The sequence below is a fragment of the Vibrio sp. V04_P4A5T148 genome, from assembly GCF_963875605.1.
GTDB classification, from domain to species: domain Bacteria; phylum Pseudomonadota; class Gammaproteobacteria; order Enterobacterales; family Vibrionaceae; genus Vibrio; species Vibrio anguillarum.
In genome coordinates this window covers 1-16,211 of record NZ_CAWNMS010000035.1, presented here as the reverse complement: position 1 = coordinate 16,211, position 16,211 = coordinate 1, and the positions used below count along the sequence as shown (strand labels likewise).

Genomic DNA, 16,211 nt, shown 5'->3' with positions numbered 1-16,211 from the left:
TCAAGGCTGGTTTCGTCTTAATCTTCGCGATGTTTTGAAAGCATTACATTCTGGTTTGAATAGATAATAGTATGAATATAAAGAATATATTTTTAGATTTTAGCCTACTGAAAAACAACCCACATTTCCGAATGGTCTTTATGGCCCGCATGATGTCAGTGCTTGCTCTTGGCATGATGACAGTCGCAGTGCCGATACAGATACATCAAATGACCGGTTCGACCTTGCAGGTAGGTCTTATCATGGCATTGGATGGTATCGGGATGTTTGTTGGCCTGCTGCTAGGAGGCGTACTGGCCGATAAGTACGATCGCCGTCGATTGATTTTGTTTGCGCGCGCGACCTGTGGCATTGGGTTTGCGGCATTAGCATTGAATAGCATAGTCGCGCAATCCTCCTTAGCGGCCCTCTATATCCTCTCGGTGTGGGATGGTTTTTTTGGCGCTATGGGTATGACGGCCTTGATGGCTGCTTTACCGGCCATTGTTGGGCGACAAAAATTACCTGAAGCTGCCGCATTGAGCATGCTAACGGTTCGATTGGGTATGGTTCTCTCACCAGCGATTGGCGGCTTACTGATCACTGTCGGTGATGTCAGTTGGAACTATATTGCGGCTTCTGTTGGAACGCTTTGTACGCTGATCCCACTGTTTAGATTACCTTCGATGAAACCGCAACATCATACGCCGGAGAATCCATTTCAATCACTGTATGAAGGTGTTCAATTTCTATTTTCAAACAAAGTGGTTGGTTGTGTGGTGCTGTTTGGCACACTCGAAACATTAGCAACAGCGATTAGAGTGATGTTCCCTGCGTTAGCTTTAGTCTCATTTCAGGGCACTGCCGCTAACGCAGGTGTGATGTATTCGGCCATTCCGTTGGGGGCAATGTGTGGCGCACTGACTTCAGGTTGGGTGAAACAGTCGCAAAAGCCAGGAATGGTCTTAATCTACGCGACGTTAGGCTCATTTTTAGCGATTGTGGCTATGGGGCTTGTGAATAATTTTTGGTGGTTTGCTCTCATCTTAGTTGGCTATGGTTATTTGGGTTCGGTCGCTTCTTTGATTCAATATTCGATCGTACAAGGACACACTCCAGATCACCTGTTAGGCCGCGTAAGTAGCTTATGGACGGCGCAAGATGTATCGGGAGACTCGATTGGAGCACTCGGTTTAGGGGCGTTGGGTAAAGTGCTAGCACCAACGATGACGATCCTCACTTTTGGTTTGGGTGCAACGGGAATTGGTGCGTTGATGGTGATGGCATTTCGCTCATTACGCCAAGCGACTCTGTTTGATCCAGCGCTTATCGTTAACACAAGCTCAGAACCTTACGTCTCCTCAGATGAGGTCACTTCCCAACCTGCGTCGCAAACGATGAATTAGCTATTCGTTTTGTGGTGGGCTCTCGTTGTGTTGCCGTGAGTCGAGAGCGACATGTTGCATATATAATTGAGAATTAATCTCATTAACAATTGATTTTTATGCGTAGACTGCTTTAGTATTAATGAAATGATAATTGTTACTATTTGGGTGGCCATTGTCGACGAATACGAGCCTCTTATTTCTGAAGTCGTTATTGGCTTTAAGGCATCACGAACGAGAAAAGCCTCTTTTAACAAGGATTATATTTATGGCGATTCCCAAAATAGCCAGCTACTCCATTCCGCTGGCTGAAACATTTCCGAAAAATAAAGTTCACTGGCATGTCCAAGCGGATAGAGCGGTACTGCTCATTCACGATATGCAAAAGTACTTTATCAACTTTTTTGATCATTCTCAGGCACCCGTTCCTGAGTTATTAGCGAATATTTCAGAACTGAAATCACTGGCTCGTCAGGCAAATATCCCCGTGGTGTACACAGCTCAACCCCCTAACCAAGACCCAGTAGAGAGAGCGCTACTGACTGATTTTTGGGGAACAGGGCTGACAAAAGATACTGAGATTGTGTCTGAGCTTTCACCTGAAGACGGGGATATCCAATACACCAAATGGCGTTATAGCGCGTTTAAGAAAACGCCGCTGCTGGAGTGGATGAAAGAGACACAGCGTGACCAGTTGATCATTGTGGGTGTCTATGCACATATAGGTATCTTATCAACGGCGTTAGATGCCTTTATGTTGGATATACAGCCTTTTGTGGTCGGTGATGCTGTGGCTGACTTCTCTTTGGAAGATCATCATCATACGTTGAAATACATCACAGAGCGTGTTGGCTGCGTGACTTCGCTTGAGGCATTAAAACCACAAATGATCCACAGTCAAGAAACCAGATTATTGAGCCTTGAACAGATGCGTCAGCAAGTGGCTGAGCTATTGGATCTCGATTTAGATGAAGTGGATGTAGATGAGAAGCTCACTTTTCTTGGCTTAGATTCTATCCGCGCGGTTACCTTATTTGAATCATGGCGCAAGATGGGCATAGAGTGCGCCTTTTCAGAGATGATTAAATATTCAACTTTAAGAGAGTGGTGGCATGTGATGGAGCCTAGTGTTGTTGCTCAGTCGTCACATCAAGTCACGGACACGCGTTCCACTGAAGAGCAACCGGTTTGAGTATACTGGACCACTAGACTAGCGAAAGAGAACGCATCGCCCAGCAAAAGCCGATATCGACGATATCGGCTTTTTCATCTTTAAGTTATTTGAGCGCCTGTGTTGCCATGATTAGTGAGAGTATTGCGTTCTTAACCATTTTTTGTTGACTTTGCCCACGGGGGTTTTAGGTAATTCATCGACGAAATGGATGTGATCAGGGATCTTAAATTCTGCTAATCCTTGAGCGTGTAAAAATCGTTTGAGAGTAATGGGTTTGAGCGTTTTACCGTTATCTGGAACGACAATGGCGCAACTGCGTTCACCAAGAAACTCATCAGCAATAGCAACCAAAGCCACATCATGAACATCCTGATGTTGAAGTAGCAGGTTTTCAACCTCTTCGGCTGCGATTTTTTCACCACCACGATTGATCTGATCTTTCTCTCGTCCCGTGACGATAATATTGCCTTCAGCCGTCTTACGCACTCTGTCACCTGTGATATAGAAGCCTTGGTCGGTGAATGAGCGCTGGTTATGTTCTGGAGCTTGGTAATAACCTCGAATCGTATAAGGGCCTCTGGTCATGAGCAAGCCTTCCTCACCCACCGCAGCGGTCTCACCCTCATCGTTGATTATCATCACTTCATCATCAGTTGAAATTGGGCGTCCTTGAGTAGTAACAATCACGCTGAGTGGGTCATCAAGTCGTGTGTAATTAACCAACCCTTCAGCCATTCCAAACACTTGCTGTAATTGACAGTGGAGAGCCGTCGGTAAGCGCATTGCTGCGGCCTCACTAAACTTTGCTCCGCCGACTTGTACCAGAGTGAGGCTCGCGATGTTTTCTGTAGCGGACTCGGCGTATTTCATCCACAGTAGCGCTAACGGTGGCACTAGCGCTGCGACAGTAATGTGGTGCTTCTCAATTAAACGGAAAGCGGTGTGCGGTGTGGTATCGGAAGCGAGCACGACACAACCGCCAGCGTAAAAGACGCCCAATGCGCCGGGCGAGCTGAGTGGAAAGTTATGCGCAACGGGAAGAACACACAAATACCTCGTTTGTGAACCAAACTGACAAATTTGAATGCTACCAAGTACGCTATAAGCGTAGTCATTGTGCGTACGAGGGATCAATTTGGGAGTGCCAGTTGTTCCGCCGGAAAGCTGGAAAAAAGCCACTTGATCAGCAAAGACCGAATCAGTAACAGGATCTTCTCCCGCGCAGTGGTAAAGCGTATCTAACTCCTGAATTTGCTCGTGTGAGGATTGACCGCAAACAATGGTATGCAAGAGAGAAGGGCAACTACTTCGTAGTTTCTGCGCGGTTTGCTGCGCGTCAAAGCCCACGATATCGTCTGAAAAAATATAGGCTTTGGCGTGAGTATGTTGGCAAAAATAGCTCAGCTCTAGATAGCGGTGCGCTGGCAGAGCTAGAACCGGTTTAATGCCTCGCATGGTCAAGGCAAAAAAGCAGAGATAGAATTCAGCACGATTGGCCATTTGTAGTACGACATTATCACCCCGCTGCAAACCTAGGGAGCTCAAGCCAGCCGCAAGGCTGATCATTTTCTGATATAAATTTTGGTAGCTGTACTGGCCGAAATCATCAATCAGTGCGATGGCGTCAGGGCTTTTTTTGACGGAATCACTGAAATAATCAAATAAGGTTCTTTGTTGCCAGTAGCCTTGTTCACGATAGCGCTGGCTGAATTGTTCTGGCCAAGGGGTAAAATCGGTCGGGTTAAGATTATTCATGACCACTCCTTAGGCGGTAAGTAATTCATCAATTTCAATACCAGCGGCTTTCAAAATGGTACTCATTTTTGCCCCTGTTTCATCGAGTTCACTCTGCGGTGAGGATTCATTCACAATGCCAGCTCCAGCGAACACACTCATCTCATTTTGGCTTACTTCCGCGCAGCGTATCGTGACAACCCACTCGCCATTCCCCCGAGCGTCGCACCAACCGATCATGCCAGTGAAGTAGCCGCGGTCGAAGGTTTCGATCTGCTTAATCGCTTGGTAAGCCGATAATCTTGGATAACCACACACTGCGGGTGTGGGGTGTAACTCTGCTGCAATGCGTAGCGAGTTAATCATCGGATCATCGGCTTGTCCTTCAAGCACTGTTGATAAATGCAGCATCGTTTCGGTTTCAATCACTGATGGGACCATAGGGGTAAATAAGTTATGGCAGTAGCGGCTGAGTACTTTCTCGACTTCCTCGACGACGAAGGCATGTTCATTCAGATCTTTTTGCGTATCAAGTAATGAAGCAGAGCGTTGTTGGTTTTGCACCGCATTGTTTGATTTAGGCCGCGAGCCTGCTAGGGGGTTAGAAACGATAAACCCGCCTTTTTTCGCCAACAACAACTCGGGACTGGCGCCCATTAACTTGGCGTTAGGGCCAATTTCAGTAGAAAAAGTGTAGCCATTGCGATTGATGGACAACAGATTACGCAATAAACGAGTTTGATCGATGTGTTGTGGAGTCGAGAGTTTCACTAAACGTGATAGCACCACTTTTGATAGTTCGGTGGTATTAAACAGCTCAAGTAAGGTTGTGACTCCTTGTCTGTAGTCGTTGCCTGTTGGCGGTGAAACAATGGTCGCTTTGTGGCTCTGCTGCTCCTCTTTTTCACTGGCCCGCGGGCTACCAGAAACATAGAGCTTTTCTGGAATAAAGAAACGCGTCGCCGTCTCTTCATTAAAAGGAATCGTCGCAAATAAAATAGGATTGTCGTACTCATCTGTTTTTGCTGCTTCTAGCATCTTGGTTGCTTGATCCGCCAGCTCACAGAATGGGATCGCCTGATTGAACTGATGAGCAATTCCCACGCCAAGCATGGTGTTGTGAGGCGAAGCAAAAAAGAAGGGAGATTCTTTTAAGTGCTCATCCAATAGCTGATTAGCCATTTTTGAAAACCCAATAACTTCACGTTTCATCACCAAAACTCCATTAATAACGTGTTACGCCTAATTGCTTATTATTTTACAAACCACTAAAGTACGCAGATTATATATGATAATAATTATCAATAACAAATGATAATTAATGTTATTAACTAAGGCTGAGATTCAGTTATGGCTATGGTTTAGTGTGGATTTAACGGAGTAAAGTTAGGAAAATGATGAAATTAGACGAAACGGTTTTATTGACTGGAGCCGGGCAGGGGATTGGTTATGCGGTATTGGAATCTTTACTGGCGAGCGGTTATCGAGTTGTAGCGACGGATAGAAATCACCACCAATTAACTCAGCAATTAGCGAGTTTGAACGAGCGCTATACCGAGCAGCTTCATTGCTATGAGCTTGATTTACAGCATCATGACGACGTAAAAAAAAGGGTACAAGAACTGAATGAGCGCTATCAGTTTGATCATTTCATCAGCTGCGCGGGCATATTGCACCTTGGTTCAATAACCGAATTATCGATGTCAGAGATCAAAGCGATGTTTGATGTCAATACGTTTGGCACCTTAGCCGCTTTGCAAGGGGTTGCGATAGGAATGAAAGTGCGCCAGCGTGGCAATGTTATTGTGATTGGTTCTAATTCAGCGAATACGCCTCGGCTCAATATTGGAGCATATGCGGCATCTAAATCGGCTTTGCATATGTTGGTCAAGTGCGCAGCTCTTGAGCTTGCAAACGATGGAATTCGATGCAATATCGTTAGCCCAGGCTCAACACGCACCGAAATGCAAACGCAGTTATGGAACAGCGAATATGGTGAAAGGGAAGTGATAAAAGGTAATCTTGAACAGTACCGTTTGGGGATACCCCTTGGCAAAATGGCGGAGCCCGAAGACATTGCTGGGGTTGTTATGTTTTTGATGTCCAATGCAGCAAGTCAAATCACCATGCATGATTTGAGAGTGGATGGCGGCGCTACGCTCGATAATTAGGTGAAGGCCGCTGACGGTAGACAAGGTGAAGCAAACGGGAGCTTCACCTTAGTGGTCGTTTACACTGGAGCGGGCTGACAATATTGCTGCTGTTGAAGTGTTGCGACCGCATCATCGAGCGTATTTAAAAAGCACATTGTATCCTCCCAACTTAAGCACTCATCAGTGATCGATTGACCGTAGCAGAGCGGGCCTTTATCCAAAGCTTGGCTACCGCCTTGCAAAAAGCTTTCGCACATTACCCCCGCAATGTGGCGCTCTCCAGACAGCAGTTGCTGGGCTATGTTGTTTATTACATCCAATTGATTCTTAGCGATTTTTCCACTATTGCCGTGGCTGCAGTCAATCACTAGCCTGCTGCTGAGCTGGCTATGGTGTAATTGATAAGCCGCACTTTTAACACTGTGACTTGCATAGTTTGGCGTGACACCACCACGTAAAATGATATGGCAATATGGATTACCTTGAGTTTGCACCGCAACCGGTTGTCCATTCTCACCCGCCATAATCAACAGATGTGAATCGTTAGCGGCATGAATCGCATCGATTGCAATTGTCGTATTGCCGTCAGTACCATTTTTAAAACCAATAGGGCAGTGCAATGCCGACGCGAGTTGGCGATGCGGTTGTGATTCTGTGGTTCTTGCGCCAACCGCACCCCAACAAATAAGGTCCGCGATATACGGTGCGATATGCGTATCTAAAAACTCAGTTGCTGTTGGTACACCCAGCGCTAAGACTGACTTGAGTAATTCACGGCTAGAGCTGAGCCCTTTGAGTAAGTTAAATTGACCGTTGAGATCAGGGTCAACCATGTATCCTTTCCAGCCAGTCCGCGTTCTCGGTTTTTCAAAATAAGTTCTCATCACCAACTTGAGAGTGCTGCTGAACTGTTTTTGTGCCTTTGCGAGTCGTTGTGCATAGTCAATTGCAGCCTCAGGGTCGTGGATTGAACATGGCCCAATAATCACCAACATCCTTGAGTCACGACCCGCCAAGATATTTTGAATGTCTTGGCGGTGTTGGTGAACGGCCATTGATCGTTGATTATCGGTTTCTGATGATTGGTCTAGAAGGTAGAGATTGGGTAAAGGGGTGATTGATGAAACGTTCATCACATTATGTAGAGATTTCATGGGCACTATCCGCATAAATATTACGACGTAATGATAATTATTATCATTAATTATTTTCGATAGTGTGAAACATTTGTACAATTGTCAATATGTAAACAGATTTAAATCAAAATGGGGGAACGCGTTTAAAATGAGCTGTTAGCAATGCTCAATCACTATTACGTTTGTGATGATTGTGCTTTTTGGGTCTCTTGCCGCAGATCAATACATTAATGCCCACGGTGATTGGTGAGCGTTTGGGGTTACCAATAGAAGATTTTTACCATGGTCGTTTAGTTCAAGAGTACAAGCTGGTCTTATGCTCATATCAAAGGTCTAGATAGTTAGCCGGGCTCAAGAGCATGTTGTAAAGGCTATAAAGTTAATTTACCCCCGATTGATATAATTGTTCGCTAGAACACAAGTCAATTTATCGATGAGATTTCCTTGAAACAGATTCATTAACCTAGAGGTAAGTGCTAGCAGTATCACGAAGAGAGAAATAGGCGTTTTTAGAACGGTTCTTTTGTGCTCAGACATCTACTTATTAGCCATGAAAATCGCTTAATTTCAATGGTGTTGTAATTTATATGTCTAGGAGTAAATATGCATAAGTTCAAACTATCATTGGCAACAATACTCATTCTTTCATCGTGTTCTGCTTATGCAAATGAGCAAATTAAGAACGGCAAATTTAACGGGAACATGGATGGTTGGTGGAATGCTGGTGCAGATGTAAAAATCAAAAATGGCGAAGCATGTCTTGAGATTAGAAGTCCAGGAGAGAACCCTTGGAATGTGATTTTAGGACAGGGCGGGATTGGGTTGGCAAACAAAGCAGATTATGAAGTTTCATTTGATGCTTATGCAACCGTTGATACTCAAATGAGAACGCTTATTCAGCATGAAGGTCCTCCTTATACCAACTATTTTGTGGATGATACAAAAGTCTCACTGAAGAAGAAGAGCTATAAGTTTAAGTTCAGCCATGATGTTGAAAGCGATGCTAAAACTGAGTTCCAGTTTCAAATGGGCGCCCAGAAAAAGGGAACCGTATGCGTTAGCAATGTTTCAGTCGTCGGTGAGAAATACATTGAAGAGCTGAAGATAAATTCTGTTCGTGCTAACCAAGTCGGTTACCTTCCTCAAGCAGATAAGTTTGTATTTGTTGCGAATGAATCTAAAGAGCCCTTAAAGTGGGTGCTAACAAACAACAGCAATATCAATGTCGATTTAGGTAAAACGGAAGTTTTTGGTCTTAATAAGGCATCAGGCGAGTTTATTCACCGTATTGACCTATCGAACTACAGATCAGATATGAGTGGCTTGAAAGTAAAAGTCGGTGAAGACGAGAGCTTGCCATTTAGCATTAGCAAAGATATCTACAATCAGTTGAAGTACGATGCATTGTCTTACTTCTACCAAAACCGTAGTGGTATTGAGATTGATAAGGCTCTGGTACAGCGTGACGATCTAGCGCGTCCCGGCGGGCATATGAGCGATGTGGTTACCTGTTTTAATAAGACTGACAGCTGGGGTAATAAATGGCCAGGCTGTGATTTTTCTGTCGATGTAACTGGCGGTTGGTATGACGCTGGCGACCATGGTAAGTATACGGTTAACAGCGGTATCTCGACTTGGACCCTTTTGAACCTGTTTGAAAGAGGTAAATGGCTAGATAACGCACCAATTCCTTTTGCAGAAGGGAAAGTGAAAATTCCAGAAGCTGGAAATGGCGTTAATCCTTTGTTGTCTGAGGCTCGTTGGAATATCGAATTTATATTGGCAATGCAGATCCATAGTGACCAACCTGTAGCGGCTCCTGTTGGTGACCAGTCTGAAGACAAAACACTTAAACTGACTAAGATTGACGCAAAAGGTATGGCTTTCCATAAAGTTGCTGATGAAGCTTGGACAGGTATGCCACTGCCACCTCATATGGACACCCAGAAGCGATATGTGGGTTATCCAACCACTGCGGCTACGTTGAACTTGTCAGCAATTGGTGCTCAATGTGCGCGAATTTGGAAAGAGATTGATCCTGCGTTCTCAAAAAACTGTTTGAATGCGGCGCAAGAGGCTTGGGAAGCCGCGAGCAAAAATCCTAATATTCTTGCCTATGATAACTTCACAGGGTCGGGCCCATATGATGATAAAGAGCTTTCAGACGAGTTCTACTGGGCTGCAAGTGAACTTTATATCACCACTGGTGACAGCAAGTACCTTAAAGCACTGAAAGCTTCTCCTCATTATCTAGAGACACCAAAAGGTAACATTGAAGCAGATGGCGAAATGTTCTGGGGGTACACAGCGCCTTTAGCAACAATAAGCTTGGCCGTTGTGCCTAATGGATTGGGTGATGATCAAATTAAAGTTGCAAGGAAAAACTTAATCGCAACCTCTGATAACTTTGTGGGCCAGATTAATAACGAGGGTTATCATATTCCTTACACGGTAGAAGAGTATCCATGGGGATCGAACTCGAGTTTTGTAAATAGAGCTATCTTCTTAATCTATGCGAATGATTTCACCGGCGATATTAAGTATGTAAAAGCGGCTGCAAATGCGATGGATTACTTACTAGGCGCGAACCCAATGAACCTGTCTTATATTACAGGTTACGGCACCAATGCGGCTAAAAGTCCACATCACCGTTTTTGGGCACATGCTGCGGATGAAAAGTCACCAGCTCCAGCACCTGGCGCACTAGTGGGTGGACCCAACTCCGTGAGTTACAGTGATCCAGTCGCTGCGACATTGAAGGGGCAGTGTGTTGGCCAAACCTGTTATAGAGATAACATTAATGCATGGTCGTTTAATGAGATCACGATTAATTGGAATGCTCCTCTCGTTTGGGTTTCTTCTGCTTTGGATGAAGGGCAATTATATTGATTAACGGGTCACTTTTTTGGGAAAAATATTTATGTACCTAAACTTCTAAGCCAGTACGAGTCAGGAAAAGACGTAAAGAGAATACAATTCCTTGAAATAGCTAGATTTAGATACAAAAAAAGACGTCCTAGGACGTCTTTTTTCTGGAATTTGGCTCCCCCTGCAAGACTTGAACTTGCGACATACGGATTAACAGTCCGCCGTTCTACCGACTGAACTAAGGGGGAATTGCTTTGAGCGGTGCGAATGGTAGCGAGTGGGGTGTCCAGTGTCAACCTTTCCAGCCGAAGAAAAAGTAAAAATATTTCCCTGAAAATACTTTACTTTTCTGTACCCCTTATCGGCATTAGGCTAGGTTTAGTTATCCACCAAAATTGTGGATAAGTGTGTTGACGAATCCTGAGCAATTCGTTTCATCAATGAATGTTGAGTTATTACTCTACTCATTTGTTGAGTTTATTTTTTATATAACACTATGTTTTTTATTTTATTTTTTGATTTATCAACTGAAATTATCAATAAGAAATGAAAATGAATGGCGATGAGAAAAAGGGAGTCATTTTGAAATTTTGGGGAAAACAAGTGGATTATTTTTGAAAGTTAGGAGTGGTTTTTTACGAATCAGGCCGAAGATGGTAGCAAACGTATGGAGAAGAAACTAGCATTTTTTCAAAACAGGGGTGATTTACGACGCAACTATTTTGAACAATTACTTGCAACAAAACATGGCTAACAGCGAGAATGCCTATTCAGTTATAGAGGACAACGGCATTATGAGCAAAACGTTTGAATTGGTATCGGGCTATCAACCCTCAGGCGATCAACCTACGGCGATCAAGCAATTGTTTGATGGGCTAGATGCAGGTCTTGCTCATCAAACCTTATTGGGTGTGACGGGTTCAGGGAAAACATTCACCTTGGCTAATGTGATCGCCAAGGCGCAGCGTCCGGTTATCTTGTTGGCACCGAATAAAACGCTCGCAGCCCAGCTGTATGGTGAGATGAAGTCATTTTTCCCCAATAATGCGGTTGAGTATTTCGTCTCTTATTACGACTACTATCAGCCAGAGGCGTATGTGCCGACCACGGACACATTTATAGAAAAAGATTCCTCGATTAACTCACACATAGAACAAATGCGACTCTCCGCGACTAAAGCGCTGCTTGAGCGTAAAGATGCGATTATTGTAGCTTCTGTATCGGCGATTTACGGTTTGGGTGATCCTGATTCTTATCTGAAAATGATGCTGCATGTTCGCCGTGGTGATGTGATGGATCAGCGCGACATTATCCGCCGTTTAGCCGAGCTCCAATACACACGTAACGATATGGCGTTTGAACGTGGTCAATTTAGAGTTCGTGGAGAGGTCATCGATATCTTTCCCGCGGAATCGGATTATGCGGCCGTGCGTGTTGAAATGTTTGATGATGAGGTAGATTGCATCAGTTTGTTTGACCCATTGACGGGCGCAATGATTCAGCGAGATCTTCCTCGCTATACCATCTATCCTAAAACGCACTACGTTACGCCAAGAGAGCGCATTGTAGATGCGATAGAGCACATCAAAGAGGAGCTGCGAACTCGCCAAGCCTATCTGTTGGAAAACAATAAACTACTCGAAGAGCAGCGCATATCGCAGCGTACTCAATTTGATATTGAAATGATGAATGAGCTCGGTTTTTGTTCAGGTATTGAAAACTATTCACGTTATCTTAGTGGGCGAAAAGAGGGAGAGCCGCCTCCGACCCTGTTTGACTATCTACCGCATGACGGTTTATTGATTATCGACGAATCACACGTAACCGTGCCGCAAATTGGCGCGATGTTCAAAGGCGATCGTTCACGTAAAGAAACGTTAGTGGAGTTTGGTTTCCGGTTGCCTTCCGCTTTAGATAACCGTCCATTAAAGTTTGAAGAGTTCGAATCGCTTGCACCGCAGACGATCTTTGTTTCTGCTACCCCGGGCAACTATGAGCTAGAAAAATCAGCCGGACAAATTGTGGATCAAGTGGTGCGCCCAACCGGATTACTGGACCCCGTGCTGGAAGTACGACCAGTTGCAACACAAGTGGATGATGTGTTGTCAGAGATCCGCATTCGCTCAGCGAAAGATGAACGTGTGCTGATCACGACATTGACTAAACGCATGGCTGAAGACTTAACTGAGTATCTTCATGAACATGGGGTTAAGGTCAGATATCTGCACTCAGATATTGATACTGTTGAGCGGGTTGAGATTATTCGCGACCTTCGCCTAGGCGAATTTGATGTGTTAGTGGGTATTAACTTACTGCGTGAAGGTTTGGATATGCCTGAAGTCTCTCTTGTCGCAATTCTTGATGCGGATAAAGAAGGTTTTCTACGTTCAGAACGTTCATTAATTCAGACCATTGGCCGTGCGGCACGTAATATTGAAGGCAAAGCGATTCTCTATGCTGACCGCATTACTAACTCAATGAAGAAAGCGATGGATGAGACCGATCGTCGCCGTGAAAAGCAGCAAGCACATAATGAAGAACAAGGGATAACACCTCAGGCGCTGAAACGTAATGTCAAAGATATTATGGAGTTAGGTGATATTACTAAGTCCAAGCAGCAGAGGATGAGCAAACAAGTTCCTTTGTCGAAGGTGGCAGAAAGCTCGCAAACTTATGAAATATTCACGCCGCTACAACTGGAAAAAGAGATCGCCAAACTAGAAGGGTTAATGTACAAACACGCACAAAACCTAGAATTTGAATTGGCTGCCGAAAAGCGTGACCAAATTGAAAAACTGCGTCAGCAGTTCATTACCAACAGTTAAAAAAATAGCCAATAGAAAAAGGTCTATTGGCTGTTATTTGTGAACACTTTATTCACTAACAACGTCAGTTGGCTAGGTGACCCCTAAGGGTCATATTGAATAGAGCACATATCGTGCCAATTAATTTTATGCAAAAAGGGCTATTAACTAACGAATTAGTGCCTTTTTGTTATTTTATTTTGCAAAATGCGAACCTTAATGCAATAGTTAAGGCAAAGTGCAAAATAATAATGGCTAGAATATGCAACCTGACTTTTCTCTACAAAAGGCTAAATACCTTTTGATGGTGGAAGATACGGCTTCCGTTGCGGCGCTGTATCGTTCATACCTCACCCCCCTTGAAATCGATATCAATATTGTTGGTACAGGTCGTGATGCGATAGAGAGTTTAGCTCACCGAGAGCCGGACCTCATATTGCTGGATCTTCGATTACCCGATATGACGGGCATGGACGTTTTACATGCTGTGAAAAGTCACTACCCCAATGTGCCAGTGATATTCATGACCGCTCATGGTTCGATCGATACCGCAGTGGAAGCGATGCGTCACGGTGCCCAAGATTTCTTGATCAAACCTTGTGAAGCAGACCGCTTGCGCGTCACGGTTAACAACGCCATACGTAAAGCTAGCAAACTAAAAAATGAGGCTGGTAACCCGGGTAATCAGAACTACCAAGGTTTTATCGGCAGCAGTCAAACCATGCAATCAGTCTATCGAACCATTGACTCAGCGGCCTCCAGTAAAGCCAGTATTTTTATTACTGGCGAAAGTGGTACGGGTAAAGAGGTGTGCGCAGAAGCGATTCATGCGGCCAGTAAACGTGGCGATAAACCCTTCATTGCGATTAACTGCGCCGCCATTCCTAAAGACTTAATAGAGAGTGAACTCTTTGGCCACGTGAAAGGCGCATTTACTGGCGCAGCGACCGATCGCCAAGGCGCAGCCGAGTTGGCTGATGGCGGCACACTGTTTTTGGATGAACTGTGTGAAATGGATTTGGATTTGCAGACCAAGCTGTTGCGCTTTATCCAAACGGGCACATTCCAGAAAGTGGGCTCATCGAAGATGAAAAGTGTCGATGTTCGTTTTGTCTGCGCTACCAACCGCGATCCATGGAAAGAGGTACAAGAGGGTCGTTTTCGTGAAGATTTGTACTATCGTCTTTATGTGATCCCATTGCATTTACCACCGCTACGCGAGCGAGGCGATGACGTTATTGAAATTGCTTACTCTTTGCTCGGCTTTATGTCTAAAGAAGAAGGCAAAGGTTTTGTCCGCTTGGCGCCAGAGGTTGTGGAGCGTTTTACGCGCTATGAATGGCCGGGTAATGTGCGTCAACTGCAAAACGTGTTGCGGAATGTGGTGGTATTGAACCACGGCAACGAGATCGAACTGAGCATGTTACCGCCACCGCTAAATCAAGTCGTGGATAACAAGATCCGATTAGCAAACCTAACGACGGAAACGCGCAAGGAAAATATAACCGTGCACGATATTTTTCCTTTATGGATGACGGAAAAACAAGCCATCGAACAAGCGATAGAAGCGTGTGATGGTAATATTCCTAAAGCAGCCAGTTATTTAGACGTTAGCCCTTCAACGATCTACCGCAAGCTTCAAGCGTGGAACAGTAGAGAGAACTCATAGAGATATGGAACTGATCAATAAAAACAAAATTGCGCATTTGGCCCAAGAAATTGGAGAAGAGAATGTGCCAATATTGCTCGATATTTTTCTCAGCGAGCTGAGCGCCTATACACAGAAGCTAGCTGATCAAAATCTGCCGGATAAAATCGAATATTTAAAAGACATCAGCCATGCTCTAAAAAGCAGTGCCGCCAGCTTTGGTGCGGATAAACTGTGCGCTAAAGCGGTGGATATCGATAGCAAAGGAAAGGCAAACTGCATTTTTGATGAGGCTGAAGAAGTGGCGGCGATGCGCGCTCTTATCGAAGAGACGCATCGTTGCTATTGCCACTTGGTGGATTAACTGCCACTTGATGGATTAGATTGTGAGTTGATTCTCAATGGCTTTTTGAAGTTTAACTCGGTCGTGCCGCCAGTCACGATTGGATGATGCTAGCTCTGTAGTGACACAATGCCAGTGTTCAGCCAGCTCCGGATGTGGTGTATCGCCGATCACCACATCGATTTTTCGCGCGTGGCAGGCGCGCTCACACCATTCCAATTTCTGCCGTAGCGACATGCGACCAGCAGGTCCTTGCTCGGGAGACAAGTTCTCAACAAAAATCAGCTTTGCTTTTACGTTTTGCTCAATGGCATTGCCAATTTCGGGCAGCAGTAGTGGTGGCATCACACTGGTGAGAAAGCTTCCCGGGCCAAGGATGATGCAGTCTGCTGCACTGATGGCGAGTATGGCTTCTTTGGTTGCTGGCACTTCAGGTGATAAATCTAAGCGCCTTAAATCTTCCGTCATCTCGTCCACGTTCGTTTCACCCGTGACCCAGTGACCATCCATAGAAAGTGCACTAAGATCAGAAGGATGCTCTGACATAGGTAAAATATTAACATCGACTTTGAGCATGTTGCGGATCAAGTTGATCGCGTCTAAAGGGCGCACAGATAGGTTATCTAATGCAGTCAGCATCAAATTACCGAGATTATGGCCATTGAGTTCTCCCGCACCTTTAAAGCGATATTCAAACATCATCGAACTGATGGAAGGCTCAGTGATCAACTGGTTGATACAGTTACGTGTATCGCCCCATGCAATGCCACCTTGGCAGTGGCGAATGCGCCCAGTGGAACCGCCGTTATCTGTGGTGGTTACAATCCCTGTCGCATTGGAGCCAAAATCTTTTAACGCCGCTAGCATGCGTCCAAGCCCATGTCCTCCGCCAATGGCGACGACTTTCTTTGAAGTGTATAGAGTCATCTGTTCTTCTTATTTTTTAATAATTAACTACAATTTAAATCAGCTTGTTCACAACCCATA

At 44.8% G+C, this 16,211-nt stretch carries 11 protein-coding genes and 1 tRNA gene; 7 read left to right on the top strand and 5 right to left on the bottom strand.

The genetic code is table 11. The annotated features are described in order from the left end of the window. Positions 1 to 71 precede the first annotated feature (71 nt). Complete coding sequence (vabS, locus tag AACT18_RS06910) at positions 72 to 1,385, top strand: vanchrobactin export MFS transporter VabS (protein WP_094142970.1); 1,314 nt, start codon at positions 72 to 74, stop codon at positions 1,383 to 1,385. A 247-nt stretch (positions 1,386 to 1,632) separates the two neighbouring features. After that, positions 1,633 to 2,556 (top strand): isochorismatase family protein, encoded by a 924-nt coding sequence (locus AACT18_RS06905; protein ID WP_094124597.1) that lies wholly within the window; start codon positions 1,633 to 1,635, stop codon positions 2,554 to 2,556. 111 nt (positions 2,557 to 2,667) lie between these two features. Here AACT18_RS06905 and vabE read toward each other — a convergent pair whose 3' ends face one another. After that, on the bottom strand, positions 2,668 to 4,299 hold the full coding sequence (vabE, locus tag AACT18_RS06900) for a 2,3-dihydroxybenzoate-AMP ligase VabE (RefSeq protein ID WP_094124596.1): 1,632 nt from the start codon (positions 4,297 to 4,299) through the stop codon (positions 2,668 to 2,670). A gap of 3 nt (positions 4,300 to 4,302) precedes the next feature. After that, positions 4,303 to 5,490: an isochorismate synthase gene (locus AACT18_RS06895; protein WP_094124595.1), complete on the bottom strand. Its 1,188-nt coding sequence runs from the start codon at positions 5,488 to 5,490 to the stop codon at positions 4,303 to 4,305. Positions 5,491 to 5,666: 176 nt separating this feature from the next. Between AACT18_RS06895 and AACT18_RS06890 the strand changes: the two genes are divergently transcribed. After that, the gene (locus tag AACT18_RS06890) at positions 5,667 to 6,443 is read left to right on the top strand and encodes a 2,3-dihydro-2,3-dihydroxybenzoate dehydrogenase (protein ID WP_017045627.1); all 777 of its coding nucleotides are present in this window, start codon (positions 5,667 to 5,669) and stop codon (positions 6,441 to 6,443) included. Between the two features lie 59 nt (positions 6,444 to 6,502). Here the strand turns inward: AACT18_RS06890 and AACT18_RS06885 are convergent, their stop codons facing one another. Beyond that, positions 6,503 to 7,579 (bottom strand): 3-deoxy-7-phosphoheptulonate synthase, encoded by a 1,077-nt coding sequence (locus AACT18_RS06885; protein WP_094124594.1) that lies wholly within the window; start codon positions 7,577 to 7,579, stop codon positions 6,503 to 6,505. Between the two features lie 585 nt (positions 7,580 to 8,164). Between AACT18_RS06885 and AACT18_RS06880 the strand changes: the two genes are divergently transcribed. Continuing rightward, positions 8,165 to 10,450, top strand: a complete 2,286-nt coding sequence (locus AACT18_RS06880; protein ID WP_094142974.1) for a glycoside hydrolase family 9 protein — start codon at positions 8,165 to 8,167, stop codon at positions 10,448 to 10,450. A 151-nt stretch (positions 10,451 to 10,601) separates the two neighbouring features. Here the strand turns inward: AACT18_RS06880 and AACT18_RS06875 are convergent. Next, positions 10,602 to 10,677: transfer RNA gene (locus AACT18_RS06875), tRNA-Asn, on the bottom strand. Between the two features lie 546 nt (positions 10,678 to 11,223). Here AACT18_RS06875 and uvrB point away from each other — a divergent pair. From uvrB to luxU, 3 genes are all read left to right on the top strand, one after another. Beyond that, positions 11,224 to 13,254: an excinuclease ABC subunit UvrB gene (gene uvrB / locus AACT18_RS06870; protein ID WP_029189720.1), complete on the top strand. Its 2,031-nt coding sequence runs from the start codon at positions 11,224 to 11,226 to the stop codon at positions 13,252 to 13,254. Between the two features lie 241 nt (positions 13,255 to 13,495). After that, positions 13,496 to 14,902, top strand: coding sequence for a quorum-sensing sigma-54 dependent transcriptional regulator LuxO (gene luxO, locus AACT18_RS06865; RefSeq protein ID WP_026028983.1), 1,407 nt, complete (start codon positions 13,496 to 13,498; stop codon positions 14,900 to 14,902). Between the two features lie 4 nt (positions 14,903 to 14,906). After that, positions 14,907 to 15,245, top strand: a complete 339-nt coding sequence (gene luxU, locus AACT18_RS06860; RefSeq protein WP_088721080.1) for a quorum-sensing phosphorelay protein LuxU — start codon at positions 14,907 to 14,909, stop codon at positions 15,243 to 15,245. Between the two features lie 15 nt (positions 15,246 to 15,260). On the opposite strand, the gene AACT18_RS06855 is transcribed toward luxU, so the two are convergent. Beyond that, complete coding sequence (locus tag AACT18_RS06855) at positions 15,261 to 16,151, bottom strand: YvcK family protein (protein ID WP_094125804.1); 891 nt, start codon at positions 16,149 to 16,151, stop codon at positions 15,261 to 15,263. Positions 16,152 to 16,211: the final 60 nt, after the last annotated feature.

Excerpts from the sequence above, each read along its gene's own strand:
- vabS (WP_094142970.1), top strand. The coding sequence starts at position 72 with ATGAATATAAAGAATATATTTTTAGATTTTAGCCTACTGAAAAACAAC.
- AACT18_RS06905 (WP_094124597.1), top strand. The coding sequence starts at position 1,633 with ATGGCGATTCCCAAAATAGCCAGCTACTCCATTCCGCTGGCTGAAACA.
- AACT18_RS06890 (WP_017045627.1), top strand. The coding sequence starts at position 5,667 with ATGATGAAATTAGACGAAACGGTTTTATTGACTGGAGCCGGGCAGGGG.
- AACT18_RS06885 (WP_094124594.1), bottom strand. The coding sequence starts at position 7,579 with ATGAAATCTCTACATAATGTGATGAACGTTTCATCAATCACCCCTTTA.
- AACT18_RS06880 (WP_094142974.1), top strand. The coding sequence starts at position 8,165 with ATGCATAAGTTCAAACTATCATTGGCAACAATACTCATTCTTTCATCG.
- uvrB (WP_029189720.1), top strand. The coding sequence starts at position 11,224 with ATGAGCAAAACGTTTGAATTGGTATCGGGCTATCAACCCTCAGGCGAT.
- luxO (WP_026028983.1), top strand. The coding sequence starts at position 13,496 with ATGCAACCTGACTTTTCTCTACAAAAGGCTAAATACCTTTTGATGGTG.
- luxU (WP_088721080.1), top strand. The coding sequence starts at position 14,907 with ATGGAACTGATCAATAAAAACAAAATTGCGCATTTGGCCCAAGAAATT.
- AACT18_RS06855 (WP_094125804.1), bottom strand. The coding sequence starts at position 16,151 with ATGACTCTATACACTTCAAAGAAAGTCGTCGCCATTGGCGGAGGACAT.